At 71.0% G+C, this 14,941-nt stretch carries 9 protein-coding genes and 1 pseudogene; 3 read left to right on the forward strand and 7 right to left on the reverse strand.

All coding sequences use genetic code 11. The annotated features are described in order from the left end of the window. The first annotated feature begins 11 nt into the window (after positions 1-11). The 3 genes from C882_RS10045 to C882_RS10055 all read left to right on the forward strand — a co-directional run bounded on the left by C882_RS10045 (position 12) and on the right by C882_RS10055 (position 2,933). Positions 12-863, forward strand: coding sequence for an ABC transporter ATP-binding protein (locus C882_RS10045; protein ID WP_009540484.1), 852 nt, complete (start codon positions 12-14; stop codon positions 861-863). Positions 864-963: 100 nt separating this feature from the next. After that, positions 964-2,199 (forward strand): phenylacetate--CoA ligase family protein, encoded by a 1,236-nt coding sequence (locus tag C882_RS10050; protein WP_009540485.1) that lies wholly within the window; start codon positions 964-966, stop codon positions 2,197-2,199. 464 nt (positions 2,200-2,663) lie between these two features. Further along, positions 2,664-2,933, forward strand: a complete 270-nt coding sequence (locus tag C882_RS10055) for a GIY-YIG nuclease family protein (RefSeq protein WP_009540486.1) — start codon at positions 2,664-2,666, stop codon at positions 2,931-2,933. 48 nt (positions 2,934-2,981) lie between these two features. Here C882_RS10055 and mdoH read toward each other — a convergent pair. From mdoH to addB, 7 genes and pseudogenes are all read right to left on the reverse strand, one after another. Continuing rightward, positions 2,982-5,069, reverse strand: a pseudogene (mdoH, locus tag C882_RS10060) (glucans biosynthesis glucosyltransferase MdoH); the annotation flags it as partial. 24 nt (positions 5,070-5,093) lie between these two features. Continuing rightward, entirely contained in the window at positions 5,094-5,546 is a 453-nt protein-coding gene (locus C882_RS10065; protein WP_009540488.1) for a hypothetical protein, read from the reverse strand. After that, on the reverse strand, positions 5,531-7,150 hold the full coding sequence (locus C882_RS10070; RefSeq protein ID WP_009540489.1) for a glucan biosynthesis protein: 1,620 nt from the start codon (positions 7,148-7,150) through the stop codon (positions 5,531-5,533). The genes C882_RS10065 and C882_RS10070 overlap by 16 nt, the downstream gene beginning before the upstream one ends. A 301-nt stretch (positions 7,151-7,451) precedes the next feature. Continuing rightward, a complete protein-coding gene (gene trxA / locus C882_RS10075; RefSeq protein ID WP_009540491.1) occupies positions 7,452-7,766 on the reverse strand; it encodes a thioredoxin TrxA in 315 nt (104 codons plus the stop codon). A gap of 117 nt (positions 7,767-7,883) precedes the next feature. Next, on the reverse strand, positions 7,884-8,384 hold the full coding sequence (locus tag C882_RS10080; protein ID WP_009540492.1) for a GNAT family N-acetyltransferase: 501 nt from the start codon (positions 8,382-8,384) through the stop codon (positions 7,884-7,886). After that, complete coding sequence (gene addA / locus C882_RS10085) at positions 8,381-11,881, reverse strand: double-strand break repair helicase AddA (protein ID WP_009540493.1); 3,501 nt, start codon at positions 11,879-11,881, stop codon at positions 8,381-8,383. Before addA ends, C882_RS10080 begins: the two co-directional genes overlap by 4 nt. Next, positions 11,878-14,922 carry a double-strand break repair protein AddB gene (gene addB, locus C882_RS10090; RefSeq protein WP_009540494.1) on the reverse strand — a complete coding sequence of 1,015 codons (3,045 nt, stop codon included), beginning with the start codon at positions 14,920-14,922 and terminating at the stop codon, positions 11,878-11,880. Before addB ends, addA begins: the two co-directional genes overlap by 4 nt. Positions 14,923-14,941: the final 19 nt, after the last annotated feature.

Consider the following 14,941-nt stretch of genomic DNA (forward strand, 5'->3'; position numbering starts at 1 on the left):
GAGGTCATGCCGTGAGCGAACCCGCCGTCAAGGTCGTGGGCGAGGCGCCGGAGGCGCAGGCCGCGACGCCGATCCTCTCCGTCAACAACATCGAGGTCATCTACGACCACGTCATCCTGGTGCTGAAGGGCGTGTCGCTCCAGTTGCATGAAGGCGGCATCACCGCCCTCCTGGGCGCCAACGGCGCCGGCAAGACGACCACGCTCAAGGCCATCTCCAACCTGCTGCGCGCCGAGCGCGGCGAGGTGACCAAGGGCAGCATCGAATACATGGGCGAGCAGGTCGACAGCATGACGCCGTCGGATCTCGTCAAGCGCGGCGTCATCCAGGTCATGGAAGGCCGCCACTGCTTCGAGCACCTGACCGTCGAGGAAAACCTGCTGACCGGCGCCTACACCCGCCGCGACGGCAGCGCCAAGATCAAGGAAGACCTGGAGCGCGTCTACCACTACTTTCCGCGCCTGAAGGAGCGCCGCGGCAGCCAGGCCGGCTACACCTCGGGCGGCGAGCAGCAGATGGTCGCCATCGGCCGCGCCATGCTGGCGCGCCCCAAGGTCATCCTGCTGGACGAGCCGTCCATGGGTCTGGCGCCGCAGCTGGTCGAGGAGATCTTCGAGATCGTCCGGCAGCTGAACGAACAGGAAAACGTGTCGTTCATCCTGGCCGAGCAGAACACCAACGTGGCGCTGCGCTACGCCAAGTTCGGCTACATCCTGGAGAACGGCCGCGTGGTGATGGAAGGCGACGCCGCGAAGCTGCGCGAGAACGACGACGTGCAGGAGTTCTACCTCGGCATCGCCGGCGGCGACCGCAAGAGCTTCCGCGACGTCAAGCACTACCGCCGCCGCAAGCGCTGGCTGTAAGCCGTCAGTCCGTTTTTGCAGGGCCGCGTGACTGTTGCGCGGCCCTGTTTCTTGAGTAGTCTTTTCCGCAGACGAATCAGACCGTTAGGGGAGCCGTCCCATGTCCGAGCATTTCGACGCCCTGGAGACCCGCGAGCCGGAGGTGCGCGAGCGCGACCTCATGGCGGCCCTGCGCGACACCATCGCGCACGCCAAGGCCAATGCGCCGTACTTCGCGGACCTGCTCAAGGACGTGGACCCGGCCTCTGTGACCGACCGGGCGGCGCTCGCCAAATTGCCGGTGACCCGCAAGCACGACCTGATCGAGCTGCAGAAGAAAAACCCGCCCTTCGGCGGTCTCGTGGCCGAGAGCATGCCCGTCGGCCGCGTCTTCCAGAGCCCCGGCCCCATCCACGAGGTCGAGGGCGTCGGCGCCGACTACTTCCGCGCCGCCCGCGCCCTGTTCGCCGCCGGCTTCCGCGACGGCGATCTGGTGCACAACACCTTCAGCTACCACTTCACGCCGGGCGGCTGGATTCTCGACAACGGCGCGCGTGCGCTGGGCTGCCGGGTCTTCCCCGCCGGCGTCGGCCAGACGGAGCTTCAGGCCCAGGCGGTCGCGGCCATGAAACCCAATGGCTACACCGGCACGCCGTCCTTCCTGCGCATCATCCTGGAGAAGGCGCGCGAGCTGGGGCTGGAGACGTCCAGCATGAAGAAGGCGCTGGTCTCGGGCGAGGCCCTGCCGCCGTCGCTGCGCAAGCAGATTCAGGACGAGCTGGGCGTGACCACCTACCAGTGCTACGCCACCGCCGACCTGGGCGTCATCGCCTATGAGTCCGAGGCGCTGGAGGGCATGATCTGCTCCGAGGACGCGATCGTGGAGATCGTCCGCCCCGGCACCGGCGACCCGGTGCCCGAGGGTGAGGTCGGCGAGGTGGTGGTGACGGTGTTCACCCGCGAATACCCCCTCATCCGCTTCGCCACCGGCGACATGAGCGCGGTGCTGCCGGGCGTTTCGCCCTGCGGGCGCACCAACATGCGCATCAAGGGCTGGATGGGCCGCGCCGACCAGACCACCAAGGTCAAGGGCATGTTCGTCCACCCCGAGCAGGTGGCCGACGTCGTCAAGCGCCACCCCGAGATCACCAAGGCCCGCCTCGTGGTCACCAGCGCCGACAACGTCGACCAGATGACGCTGAAGGCCGAAAGCAGCACCACGGAACCGGCCTTCGCCGACAAGGTCGCCGAAACGGTGCGCGAGGTGTTGAAGCTGAAGGGCGCGGTGGAGCTTGTCGATCCCGCCAGCCTGCCCAACGACGGCAAGGTCATCAGCGACGAGCGGAGTTACGAGTAAACGCGCTGACGGTCTGGCTGGCGTGGGGGCGGACGAAACCGAATGTCCCCCCCCCCGAGGGCGCGCGGTAGGGTAATCGGTGCCGGCGGTGGATTCCTGCTTTCGCAGGAATGACGGATAATTTCGTATTCTAAAACAAGAATTTAAAAAACGTCGTCCCTGCGAAAGCAGGGACCCACACGTTCCGCCAGCCGCCCTTGCGATACCTCCGGTGTCCGCTGCCCGGCCGCTTGCCGGCCAGGGCTCTCACAAGGGCTCCCGCTTCTCTGGCGGCGGCTGTTCGCGATCGGGAAAGTCGGGACAGCGTGGGGCGTCGAAGAAGTCATCCCACGGGCCCGGCTTCGAGTCATTCTTCCGCGCATCGTCTGCGGCGTACGGCTCCACCATGACGGTCCCTCCTTTATCCCGCGTGCGGATCGAGGCATACATGACGCCTCATTTTCGGATCTCGCTCAATCCTCCCCATGCCCTCCGCCACCTACGTCTACGTCCTCCTCGAAGAGACCCCACCCGGCACCCGCCCGCGCACCTATGTGGGCTGGACGACGGATGTCGACGCGCGGCTGGCCGCGCACAACGGCGGCACCGGGGCCAAGTTCACCAAGGGCCGGCGGTGGCGTGTTGTGCATGTGGAGGAATTCCAGACCCGCCCCCAGGCCATGAGCCGCGAATGGCACCTCAAGCGGGACAGAGCCTTCCGCCGTAAGCTCGCCGAGACGGCCACGGCAAGCTGACGGATCGCGGGGAGCGCGAGGGGACCGCGTCGGTCCCCTCGCATCCTGTCACTCCGCCACGGCCCTCGGCGGCATCGTCGAAATCACGCCCTCGGGCAGGGGCGGTGCGTCGGGCCAGTCGCCGGCAAGCCACCGGGTCCAGCAGGCGACGTGGGCCGCCTCCATCTCCGTCTCGCTTTCCAGCACGGCCAGCACCTCCTTGTCCGTCAGCGCCTTGGGGCCGAGGAAGCGCAGCTTGCGGGCGGCGAGCGCGGCCTCCTGCGGCGTCGCCCGGCTCTCCTGGCCGGCGAGCGGCAAAAGGGCGAGGTGGTCGCGCAGGCGGTCGGGTTCCAGGACCGTCCGGGCGAGCAGGTCCTCGGGTGCGGGACGGGCGGCGGTGGTCTCTTCCATCACCGCGTCCAGTTCGGTCAGCACCGCCGGCGGCCGCGTTTCCTCCGGCGTCAGCAGCAGGCCCCAGCGCTTCAGCGCCTGGCCGGCGTTGACGCTGTCGCCGATCCACACCACCAGCGGCGCCAGAACCAGCCCCGCTTCCACCGGCGCCAGCCACAGCGCCAGCGACGGCGAGGCGACATAAGCGCCGACCGTGGCCAGCAGACCGACGGCGGTGAACGGCAGCCAGCGCTCCAGCGCCTCGGCGAAGGCGCCGTGGGCGGCCTTGCGGTTCTGCGGCGACCATGTGACGGCCTTGCCGAGCATGGTGGAAAACACCGCCAGCGCGTGCAGCAGCATCATGATGGGCGCGAGCAGGGCCGTGTAGACCGTCTCGATCAGCACCCCGGCCGTCAGCCGCAGCGCGCCGCCCTGGGCGCGGCGAAGGTTCCGGTCGCGCAGGGCCAGCGCCAGGCCGAACAGCTTGGGCACCAGCAGCAGCCCCAGCGCCACCGCCAGCAGCGTCAGCGCCGCGCCCTGGACGTCCAGCGGCCACTGGGGAAAGGGCTTGCCTTCCGCGAAGTAGCGCACCGGGGTGCGCGTGAGCGTGAAGGCCTGCAACGCCGACAGCACCAGGAACACCAGCCACAGCGCCGACGAGACATAGGACATGAGCCCGATGCTGAAGTGCAGGCGGCTGACCCAGTGCAGGCCGCGGGCGGCCAGCAGGCGGCCGTGCTGCAGGTTCCCCTGGCACCAGCGGCGGTCGCGGGTGGCGAAGTCGCCCACCGTCGGGGGCGGTTCCTCGTAGGTGTCGGTGATGTCGTCGGCGATCAGCACCCGCCAGCCGCCGCGCCGCAGCAGCGCCGCCTCGACGAAGTCGTGGCTGAGGATCTCGCCGCCCAGCGGCGCCTTGCCGGGAAGTTCCGGCAGGCCGCAGCAGTCCGAAAAGGCGCGCACGCGGATGATGGCGTTGTGGCCCCAGTAGTTGCCTTCACCGGCGGCCCAGAAGGCGATGCCGCTGGCCGACAGCGGCCCGTAGACGGCGCCGGCGAACTGCAGCACGCGGGCGAACAGGGTCTCGCCCTTGGTCAGGCGCGGCGGCGCCTGGATCAGCCCGGCGTCGGGGTCGGCCTCCATGCGGTCCAGCAGGCGCGCCATGCTGGAGGCCGTCAGGATGCTGTCGGCGTCCAGGACGATCATGTAGTCGTAGAGGGCCCCGTGGCGGCCGATGAAGTCGGCGATGTTGCCCGACTTGCGCTCGCGGTTCTGCAGCCGGCGGCGGTAGTAGACGGGCGGCAGGCCGGTTCCCGCGGCGTCGCCCTCGTCGCACAGGCGGCGCCAGGCGTCGACCTCGGCCAGCCAGGCGCCGGGGCGGGTGCTGTCCGACAGCACATGGATGTGAAACAGGTGCCCCAGGTCCTTGGCGGCCAGGTCGCGGCGCATGGCCTCGATCCCGGCGAAGACGCGGGTCACGTCCTCGTTGTAGACGGGCACCAGAACGGCCGTCGGACCCCTGGGCTCGGGGCGCGGCAGCGGCGGCTCGGCGGGCGCCGGGCCGCGCCACCAGAGCACGCCGAAGCCGGCGGCCAGGGTCCAGAAGGACTGCGCCAGCCACAACGCCAGCGGGATGAACACGGCGATCAGGGCCAGGTCCAGCCAGCTCAGGCCGTCGACGTAGAGGATGCGGGCGTAGGCCGCCACCAGCGCGGCGGCCGTACCCAGGATGCCCAGCACGAGAATAGTGCGGCGGGTCATGGCGTGTGCGCCTTGTTCCGAGGTGCGCGACGGTCAGATGAGCGCAAGCGCCGCCGCCAGCCCGGGGACCAGCAGCGTGACGGCGACCATGCTCCACAGCCGCATCGCCTGGTCGCGCGGCGAGGGCGCCAGGATGACCGGGCGCAGCGGCTGCTTTTCCATGGTGAGTCCGCGGGCAGGCAGGGCGGGCGGGCGCGGCCGGTGGCGCGGTCCCGCTCCTGTCGACAGCGGCGCTTCCGGCCCCGTCAGGTCGTCGAGGGCCAGTTCCAGCGCTTCGGCCATGGCGTGCTCGCGGTCGGGCAGGCCGCCGCAGCCCGCGCGGATGGCGGTGACGGCGGCGGCGGCGCGGCTGCCGGCCTCCAGGGCCGACAGCGCGTGGCCGGTGCGCAGGTAGGCGGCGGTGCCTTCGGCAATGCCGCGCCAGAACCGATCCACCTGTTCGTGCGGATGCGGCTCACCGGGAGCCGATGTCAGAGCCGGGACCATTGGAAACTCCATGTTTCGCTAAGGACCGTGCCGTCGGCGTCGGTCAGCCGGCAGCGCAGTTCCGCCGGCCTGTCGCCGGCGGCGGGAAGATCGAAGAACACGCGGCGTCCCCCGGTCACCGGATTGTGCTGGATGACGGGCCGGGTGGTTTCCACCCCCGATGCCTCGAGCACCACAGTCACCTGAGATTCTGGCGGAAGTTCGGCGAGCGGACCGTCGACGAAATCCAGCACGATCTTTCGGCTGTCGGCTTCGCCCCGCTGGCCCGGCACGCCGCCGGCGCCGACGCGGGTCTCGCGCACGGTGGCCAGTGGCGGGTTGGGCCCCTCCAGCCCCCAGTGCAGGACGTAGCGCAGCGTGACTTCCTCGCCGGCCCTGGCGGGTTTCTCCGGCGTCCAGAAGGCGACGATGTTGTCGTGCGTCTCGTCGGGCGTGGGAATCTCGATGAGCGTCACGGCGCCCTTGCCCCAGTCCCCCTTGGGCTCCACCCACAGCGACGGACGCAGGTCGTAGCGCGCCTCCAGGTCCTCGTAGTCGTCGAATCGGCGCACGCGCTGCATCAGGCCGAAGCCCTTGGGCGTCCCGTCCTGGAAGGCCGACAGCGCCAGCGTGCTGGGGTTGCGCAGGGGGCGCCAGACCCATTCCCCGCTGCCGGTGTGCATGAGCAGCCCCTGGCTGTCGTGCACGCGCGGACGGTAGTCGGTGCCATCCTTGGGGTCGCCCGGGCCGTGCTCGAACATGCTGGTCAGGGGCGCCAGGCCCAGGCGCTTGATGTCCTCGCGCAGGAACAGGCGGGCGGTGACCTCCATGGTGGTCGCCGTGCCCGGTCGCACCTCGAAGCGGAAGGCGCCGGTGAGGCTCGGCCCGTCCAGCAGCGCGTGGATCATCAGGGGCTTGCCGCGCTCGGTCGGGCGGGCGACGTAGAAGCGCGTGAAGGCGGGGAATTCCTCGCCCTCGGGCAGGGCGGTGTCGATCGCCACGCCGCGCGCCGACAGGCCGTATCGGTTGCCGCGGCCCAGCGCCCGGAAATAGCTGGCGCCGAGGAAGGTCAGCAGCTCGTCGAGCACCTCGGGATCGTTGAGCGGGTAGTGCACCCGCAGGCCGGCAAAGCCCAGGCCCTCGGGCAGGGGCTTGTCGAAGCGGTTGCGGCCCAGGTCGAACGCGCCCGAGTCGTAGGCCACCGGCTCCGCCGTGCCCGCGGTCACGTCGTAGACGTGCACCGGCCGGTCGAAATAGGACCCCAGGTGGAAGAACTGCACCTCGTAGGGGCTGGCGCCGCGCCACAGGGCCCGGTCGGGGCGGTAGCGGATGTCGCGGTGCTGGTCGTACCCAAGGTCCGCCAGCACGTCGGGGATGTCGCCGTCGTGGGGCTGGTGGGCCGCGGCGGCCAGGCGCCGGGCCTCGCCCACCAGCCAGTCATAGGAGAACGGACCGGCCGGCGGCGCGGGCGGCGTCACCTTGGCGGACGGCGCCGCGGCGGCGTCCATGCGCGGGGCGGGGGTCGCGGCGGCAAGCGCCGACGGCGCCAGGGCGGTCGCGGCCAGGCCAGACAGAAGGGCACGGCGGCTGATGCCGCCGAGAAGACGCGGGATGTATGTGGTCATGTCCGTTGTCGACGTGATTACAGAACAGTGCAAGATACCGAGCCACGCGAGCCATTCGACCCGACGGTCCCGACGCTAGCCGAACGCCGATTACTGCGGTCGGTTGCGTTGGGAGCACTGCGCACAAGCGGCTGTGACTCGCCGTGACTGGTGCCTTTTCCCAGGGAAACAGATGTTCTGTGACAACGGTGTGAGCGATCTTATTCCGTTCCGTGAGCAAAAGAAAGCCCGTCGCGCGGGGGCGACGGGCTGCCTTAAGATATAGCCCGGCGGAGGAATTTCCGCCTTTGGCCTGAGTGGGTTAGAGCGACTGCTCCACCCATTCCACCAGCTTGCTCTTGGGCAGGGCGCCGATCTTGGTGGCGGCGACCTGTCCGTCCTTGAACAGCATCAGCGTGGGAATGCCGCGCACGCCGTACTTGCTGGGAGTCATGGGGTTGTTGTCGATGTTGACCTTGGCGACGGTCAGGCGGTCCGCCATCTCGGTGGAGATTTCCTCCAGCGCCGGGGCGATCTGGCGACACGGACCGCACCATTCCGCCCAGAAGTCGACAAGGACGGGAGTCGTCGACTGCAGGACGTCGGCGTCGAACGAATCGTCGGTGACTTGCTTCATGTAAACCGTTCCTTTCGCAATCCGTGAAGCGGACCGTGAACCGCTCAATTCTCGCATGGACTCTAGAAAGCCGCCACACCCGCGTCAACCCGGGGGCGATAGCGGCCGGTCCGAACTCTAAAGATCAAGGTCGTAACGAACGAAGCGCGTCAGGCGTGCCAACTGGTCGTACAGCGCCCGGGCCTCGGTGTTGTCGTGGTGCGTCTGCCAGTACAGCCTGTGCCAGCCCCGCGACCGCCCGCGGCAGGCCAGCGTCTCGATCAGGCGGCGGCCGACGCCCTTTCCCCGCATGTCGGGGACGACATAGAGGTCTTCAAGGTAGCACACCGGCCGATCCGTCCAGGTGCCCTCGTGCAGGATGGTGACGGCGAAGCCCACCACCCGCTCCCCGCCCGGCGCGACCGCCACAAGGCAGTCCACCGGAGAGGCGGGGTCCAGAATGCGCGCCCAGGTGTGGGCGGTGATGCGCTCGGGCACGTCGGCCTCGTAGAACCGCACGTAGTCGCGCCACAACGCCCGCCATCCCGGTTCGTCGAAGGGCTCGGCATCGCGGACCTGGATCAGCGGCTCCGGCCGGACGGCCGAGGGAGAGGCGGAAGCGGTGGCGCGGCGGGTCATCTCGCCATGTCCTCGATCAGGTCATCCAGGCGGCCGGGTGGCAACTCCATGAGGCGCGGTCCATCCGTCCACAACAGAGCACAGCGCACGGGGCGGCCCGGGTACAGGTCCGCTAACGCGCCGCGGTAGGCGGCCATCTGCCGCAGGTAACCTTCCGAGACGTCGTCGACCTTTTCCGGCGGCGGACGGTTGGTCTTGTAGTCGACCACCAGCACCTCGTCGTCCGTTACCACCAGCCGGTCCACCTGGCCCGAGACCACATGCCGGCCCACCAGCCCGACCACCGGCACCTCCGCCCGGCTGCCCGGTCCGAACAGGGCGGCGAAGGCGGGTTCGGCGATGACGGCCAGCGTCTCGGCGGCGATCTGCTCCTGCTCCGCAGTGGGAAGCTGCCATGCGGGCCGCGCCAGGTAGCGCCGCGCCGCCTCGGCCCGCGCCGCCCCGTCGGGGATGTCCGGCAGGCTTTGCAGCAGGCGGTGGATCAGGCGGCCGCGCTGGAAGCGCACGCGCTCCGCCGTCGCGTCCTGCCCGACCGGCGAGCGCACCGGCGGGTCCTCCACGGTCGGGGCAGAGGGGGTGAGCGGGCGCGGCGGCCGGGGCTCGGCGTCGGGCGCCCGGCGCAGCCAGTCCGGCGGGGCGCGGCGGTGGTCGGTTTCCGCGCGGGCCTCGCGGGCGCGGTCGGGCTCGGCGGTCTGGTCGGAGGTCAGGCGCAGCACCTCGGCCCCCTCGGTCTCGCCTTCGGCGGCCAGGAACGGGTCGTCGGCGGTGGCGGCCAGCGGGTCCAGGGCGCTGCGGATCAGGTCGTACCAGCAGCCGTCGGGGCGGCTCTTGCGGGTTTCCCAGCCGCAGACGATCAGCCGGTCCTCGGCCCGCGTCATGGCGACGTAGAGGAGGCGGCGGTATTCCCGCTCGCGCGCGGCCTTGGCGGCGTCCTTCAACTCCTGGCAGACGGCGTCGGTGTGGTCGGCGCCCGGCGGCCAGAGCATGAGCCGGTCGGCATCGTCTGTTCCGTGCCACAGCAGCGTCGGGCCCGCGGTGGGCACCTGCATGGTGTCGGGCAGGAAGACCACCGGCGCCTGCAAGCCCTTGGAGCCGTGGACGGTCATCACCCGCACGGCATCGCGGTCGCCGCTTTCCAGGTCGCGCTTGATCTCGGTGGCCCCGGTCTCGAACCAGTGCAGGAAGCCTTGCAGGCTGGGGGCATGGCCGCGCTCGTAGGCGAGCGTCATGGACAGGAACTCGTCGATGGGGTCCTCGGCCTCCCATCCCAGGCGCGACAGCAGCCGGCGGCGGCCCTGGAGCGGCCCGGACAGCACATGCGCGTACAGCTCATGCGGGCGCAGGAAGTCGGCCCGGCCCAGCAGGTCCGACAGCACCGCATAGGCCTCGCCGAACGCATCCGCCCGGCCCTGGCGCTTGGCAAGGGCGTCCCACAGGCTCAAGGGGCCACGGTTGTGGGCCAGGTCGAACAGTTGGTCCTCGTTCAACCCGATGAGCGGGCTTTTCAGCACGCAGGCGAGCGTCAGGTCGTCTTCCGGCAGCAGCAGGAACTGGCCCAGCGCCATCAGGTCCATGACGGCCATCTGCTCGGTCAGCACCATGCGGTCGACGCCGGCCACCTCCACGTCCAGTTCCTTCAGCGCACGGACGAGGTCTTCGACGAACGGCCCGCGCCGGCGCACCAGCACCATGATGTCGCCGGGGCGGATGGGGCGGTTGGCGCTCTCCAGCCGCTCCTTGTCCGTCACCATGCGGTGGATGCGCTTCGCCACCAGCCGGGCGAGGCGGGTCTGCGCGGAGTCGGCGCGCAGGCGCTCGATGGGCGGCTTCCAGGGGTCCGGTTCCTCGGCGGCGGCGGGCACGACCGGCGGCCACACCTCCACCAGCCCCGCCTGGCCCCGGCGGAAGGGGATGTGGCGGACGTTCTCGCCGGGCAGCACGACACCATCCTGCGCCGCCGAGCCCGTGGTGCTGAACACCGCGTCGACCGCCTCCAGCACCGCCGGCGTGGAGCGGAAGGAGAACTCCAGCGGCACTTCGTCCCAGGTGGCGCCGGAGGCCGGCACATGGTCGGCGAACAGGCCGCGCATGGCCTCGAAGGCGTCGGGGTCGGCACCCTGGAAGCTGTAGATGGACTGCTTGCGATCGCCGACCGCGAAGACGGTGCGCGTCGTTTCGTCCCGCGCGCCGGCCCCGGCGAAGAACTCCTTGGTGATGCCGCGCACGACGGCCCACTGGTCGGGGTTGGTGTCCTGCGCCTCGTCGATCAGAAGGTGGTCGAGGCCGGCGTCCAGCTTGAACAGCACCCAGGCGGCCTGTCCGTCGGTCTCCAGCAGGCGGCGGGCGGTCTGGATCAGGTCGTCGTAGTCCATGCGCGCCCGCGCCCGCTTCCAGCCCTCGTACCTGCCGAGGACACCGTCGGCGATGCGCAGAAGGGCGGTGGTGGCGGCGGCGACGGTGGCGGACTTCAGCTGCGCGCACAGGGCGCACAGGCGCTCGGCCTCCTTCAGCAGAATGTCGCCGGCCAGAGGCTGGGCCGTCAGCACCTTCTTGGTCGCCAGCGTCTTGCGCGGCTCGTCCTTGGCAGTCAGGAAGGCGGCCTTGTAGGCATCGAACAGCGCCAGCCGCGCCGGCCCCTCGGCGGCGTTGAGGAAGGCCGCCACCGCGTCGCCCTTCTCCACATCCTTGGCGCTGCCGCCGGCGAGGGCGGTGCAGCACAGGCGCAGGCCGTCGCTGTCCAGCGCGGCGTCGGCACAGGCGGCGGCCAGCAGGTCCGACGGCCGTGCGCCCACGGGCACCTCCAGCAGACCGCAGATGGCGGCGACGGCGCCATCCAGTCCGCCGTGGGCGTCGAGCATCCGGCGGATGCGCCCGCGCTGGGAGGACAGGGCCACCAGCAACTCGGGAAACTTCACCTCGTGCACCATGGCGGTGATCGTCGACAGGGCATCCGCCAGCTCCGGGTCGGTGCCCGATCGCGCGCGGGACAGCACGTCGTCGCGGGCCTCCGCCATGGCCTCGGCGGCGTCGCGGTCGTCCATGACCTCGAAGTGCGGCGCGATTCCGGCTTCCAGGGGGAAGCGGCGCAGAAGCGCCTGGCAGAAGCTGTGGATGGTCTGGATCTTCATGCCGCCGGGCACGTCCAGCACGCGGGCAAACAGCCGGCGGGCGAGCGCCACCTGATCGTCGCGCGGGGCCTCGCCCAGCAGCTTTTCCAGCGTCTTGAACAGGTCCGCGTCGGGCATGGTCGACCACACCGCCAGCTTGTCGGCCAGCCGGTTGGACATTTCCGCCGCCGCCGCCTTGGTGAACGTCAGGCAGAGGATCTTTTCCGGCGGCGTGCCCGCCAGCAAGAGCGTCAGCACCCGGTCGGTGAGCACCTTGGTCTTGCCCGTGCCGGCGGAGGCGCCCACCCACACGCTGGCGTCGGCGCGGGCGGCGCGGCGCTGGGGAACTTCCGGGTTGAAGGCCGGGGGATTGGCGTCGTGGTGGGTCATGCGCCGTCCTCCCCGCCCGCGCTCCATTCCTTCACGCGGGCGAGATGCAGGTAGTCGGAATATTTGGGCGCGTGCTCGGGGTGCGGGCGCGCCTCGTAGGGCGTTTCGGGATTGTCGAACACGCGGATCAGGCCCTCCAGCCCCTCCAGGGCCTCGGCGGCGAGCTGGTCGGGGGCGGAGTCCTTGTGCGCCGCCCGTTCCTCGCCGCCCGCGTCGCCACCCTTCAGGCGCCAGTACAGAAGCTCCGACACCGCCTTGCCGGCGGCGATGCCGGGAAAGCCGCCGCGTTGCGCGATGACGGCCTCTAGCGGAAGCTGCGGGGCGTAGCCGGCGGCGACCTCCTTGGCGGTCGGCGGGGCGCCGGTCTTGTAGTCCAGGATGGCGAGGGAGCCGTCGCGCAGAAGGTCGATGCGGTCCGCCTTGGCGCGCAGGACGAACGGCCCGCCGGGGCCGGACAGTTCCGTCTGGCCCGACACCTCCACGTGCATTTCCTGCACGCGCGGGCGGCGGGCGGCCTCCTGCTTGACGAACCACGCGGCGATGCGTTGGAAGCGCGGCCACCAGAAGGCCCAGACTCCGGGCTGGGCCAGATGCTCCTTGAACACCTCCTGCCCGATCTCGATGAGGCGGCTGTAAGGGTCCGCCGGCAGGTCGTCGGGGTGGGCGCGGATGAACTGCTCCAGGGCGTCGTGTACCAGCGACCCGTAGTCCGCCGCGCCGGGGTCGGCGTCCAGCGGGTCCAGCGCGCGAAGGCGCAGCACGTGCTTGGCGTAGATGCCGTAGGGGTCGCGCATCCAGGTCTCGATTTCCGTCACCGACAGGCGGCGCGGGCGGGCGTCGACCGGCGGTTTCGGCGCCGGGCGCGGCGCGGCGGCGATGGCGTCGGGGCGGTCCAGCGTCTCCGCCCAGTCGAGCCAGTGCAGCGGCGCCATGCGCCAGGGGCTCGGGCCGTCGCCGGCGTGCAGGCCGCCGGCGCGCAGCACCGTCTCGATGCGCAACAGCCAGCGCGAGGGCACCGTCGGCGCGCCCTCCACCCGGTCGGCGCGGGTGACGACCACCTCCGGCGCGCAGAAGGCCTGGGCGAAATCGTGGGAGGACAGGCCGATGCGCCGCTCTGGTCGGGGCAGGCCGAACGCATCGCGCATGGGGCGGCTCATCCACGGGTCGTGGCCGGGGTCCTGCGGCCATGTGCCCTCGTTCAGCCCGGCCAGGATGACAAGGTCGGCCTGGATCAGGCGGGCCTCGATGGGGCCGAGGATGGACAGGCGCGGGTGCAGGTTGTAGTCGGGCCGCACCTGCTTGCCGGACATCAGCGCATCCAGCAGCGCCGGCCAGGTGCGGGGGCTGAGGGCGGGCAGGATGGCGCCGTGGTTTGCCAGGTCCACGGCCAGGTTCGCCGCCGCCTCGCCGGCGGGGCCGAGCCACAGGCGGGACGGGCCGGCGTGCTCGTCGGTGGCGGCCAGCGCCTCGGCCGCGCGCATGTGGGCGTCGGCGAGGTCGGGCACGGTGGCCTCCTCGCGCGCCATCACCGCCATCAGCGGCTCCAGCATCGCCCCGACGCGGTCCAGCCAGGGGATCAGCGCCAGCGCCTGTTCCTTCGTGCGGCCGTTGCGCTGCTCCTTCGCGTGGCGGCGGAGTGCGTCCTGCAGGCCCGCGATGCCGCGATCGGGCCGCGGGCCGCGCAGGGCGAGGCGTTCCAGCCAGCGGACCTTGTCGCGGAAGGTGCGCAGCGCCTCGCCGCCGCCGGCCAGCGGATGCTTGAGCAGCGCCAGCAGCGGCAGCGGCGCCAGATCGGCGGCGACGGCATCGCCCAGCAGCCGCAGGAACACCCCCGGCGGCGTGCCCGAGAGCGGCTGGCCGGCGGAGTCGTCCATCTCCACGCCCCAGCGCTTCAGTTCGGCGGCGACGCGGCGGCCGATGTCGCGGTCGGGCGTGACCAGCATGACCGTGCGGCCGGGGCTTTCCAATGCGTCGCGCATCATGAGCGCGATGGCGGTGGCCTCTTCCCGCTGGGTCGGGCAGTCGAGCCGCTCCACCCCCTCCAGCGCGGCGGGGTCGAGGGGCGGCATGGCGCGCCAGGCATCGGTGGTGCGGGCGGGGCGCATGGCCTCCGAGATCAATCTCATGCGGTCCGCATGAATGGCCGGGCGGCCGTCGGAGCGTGCGGTGGCGGAGGCGCCGATGCCGGGGAACCACTCGGGCACGTCGGCGCGGGTCAGGCCGAAGGTCTCCAGCAGGCCCTTCATGCCGTATTGCGGGTGGCTCTGCTCCAGCTCCGCCCAGGCGCCGTCATCGATCAGCGTGTCCAGCCCCGGCAGCACCACGCGTCCGCGCGGCATCTCGGCCACCGCCTTCAGCAGCCCGGCGGCAGCGGGGACGGAGCCGGTGGAGCCGGCCGCGATCACCCAGCCTTTCGGCGGCGCGGCGGCCCAGGCGGCGGTCTGCGCCTGCAGCAGCCGGTTGCGGTGCTCCACCACGTCCAGCCGGCCCTGGTCCTGAAGGTAAGCGGGCCAGGCTTCCGTCAGGATGGTCAGGAAGCGCAGGGTGATCTGCCAGTGCTCGGCGTAGTCCTCGGGCACGAGGTCCTTCAGGCCGTCGAAGCTGACCTGTTCGGTCTGCACCTGATCGAGCAGCCGGCCCAGCTCCACCGCCAGCCGCGCGGCCTGTTCCGGCGGGGTCTTTTCCTCCGTCCCCGCCAGCGGCATGGCCATGACGAGGCGGGTGAGCGCCAGCAGCCGGTGCATGGGCTCGATGGCCGGGGGCAGGTCCAGTTCGGCGGCCAGCCCGTCGCCCTGGAAGCCGGCGAACAGGGTTTCGTCCTCGTCCAGGTCGCCGAAGGCCATGAGGCGCGGCAGCAGCATCGGCCGCCCCTCGGCCCGGCGCAGGAAGGACTCGCGCAAGGACCGGCAGGCGCGGCGCGTCGGCAGCAGGATGATGCCCTCCGACAGCGCCAGCGGGTCGCCGCCCGTCTCCTCCAGGATGCCGGCGGCCAGCACGTCCAGGAAGGGGCGGTGCGGGCTGATGGTCAGGACGGACGTCACCGAGGTTCCCCCGAAAACC

Source organism: Caenispirillum salinarum AK4, assembly GCF_000315795.1.
Taxonomy (GTDB): Bacteria; Pseudomonadota; Alphaproteobacteria; order Rhodospirillales; family Rhodospirillaceae; genus Caenispirillum; species Caenispirillum salinarum.

Coding starts and splice junctions, on each gene's coding strand:
- C882_RS10055 (WP_009540486.1), top strand. CDS start 2,664: ATGCCCTCCGCCACCTACGTCTACGTCCTCCTCGAAGAGACCCCACCC.
- C882_RS10050 (WP_009540485.1), top strand. CDS start 964: ATGTCCGAGCATTTCGACGCCCTGGAGACCCGCGAGCCGGAGGTGCGC.
- trxA (WP_009540491.1), bottom strand. CDS start 7,766: ATGAAGCAAGTCACCGACGATTCGTTCGACGCCGACGTCCTGCAGTCG.
- C882_RS10065 (WP_009540488.1), bottom strand. CDS start 5,546: ATGGTCCCGGCTCTGACATCGGCTCCCGGTGAGCCGCATCCGCACGAA.
- addA (WP_009540493.1), bottom strand. CDS start 11,881: ATGACCCACCACGACGCCAATCCCCCGGCCTTCAACCCGGAAGTTCCC.
- C882_RS10070 (WP_009540489.1), bottom strand. CDS start 7,150: ATGACCACATACATCCCGCGTCTTCTCGGCGGCATCAGCCGCCGTGCC.
- C882_RS10080 (WP_009540492.1), bottom strand. CDS start 8,384: ATGACCCGCCGCGCCACCGCTTCCGCCTCTCCCTCGGCCGTCCGGCCG.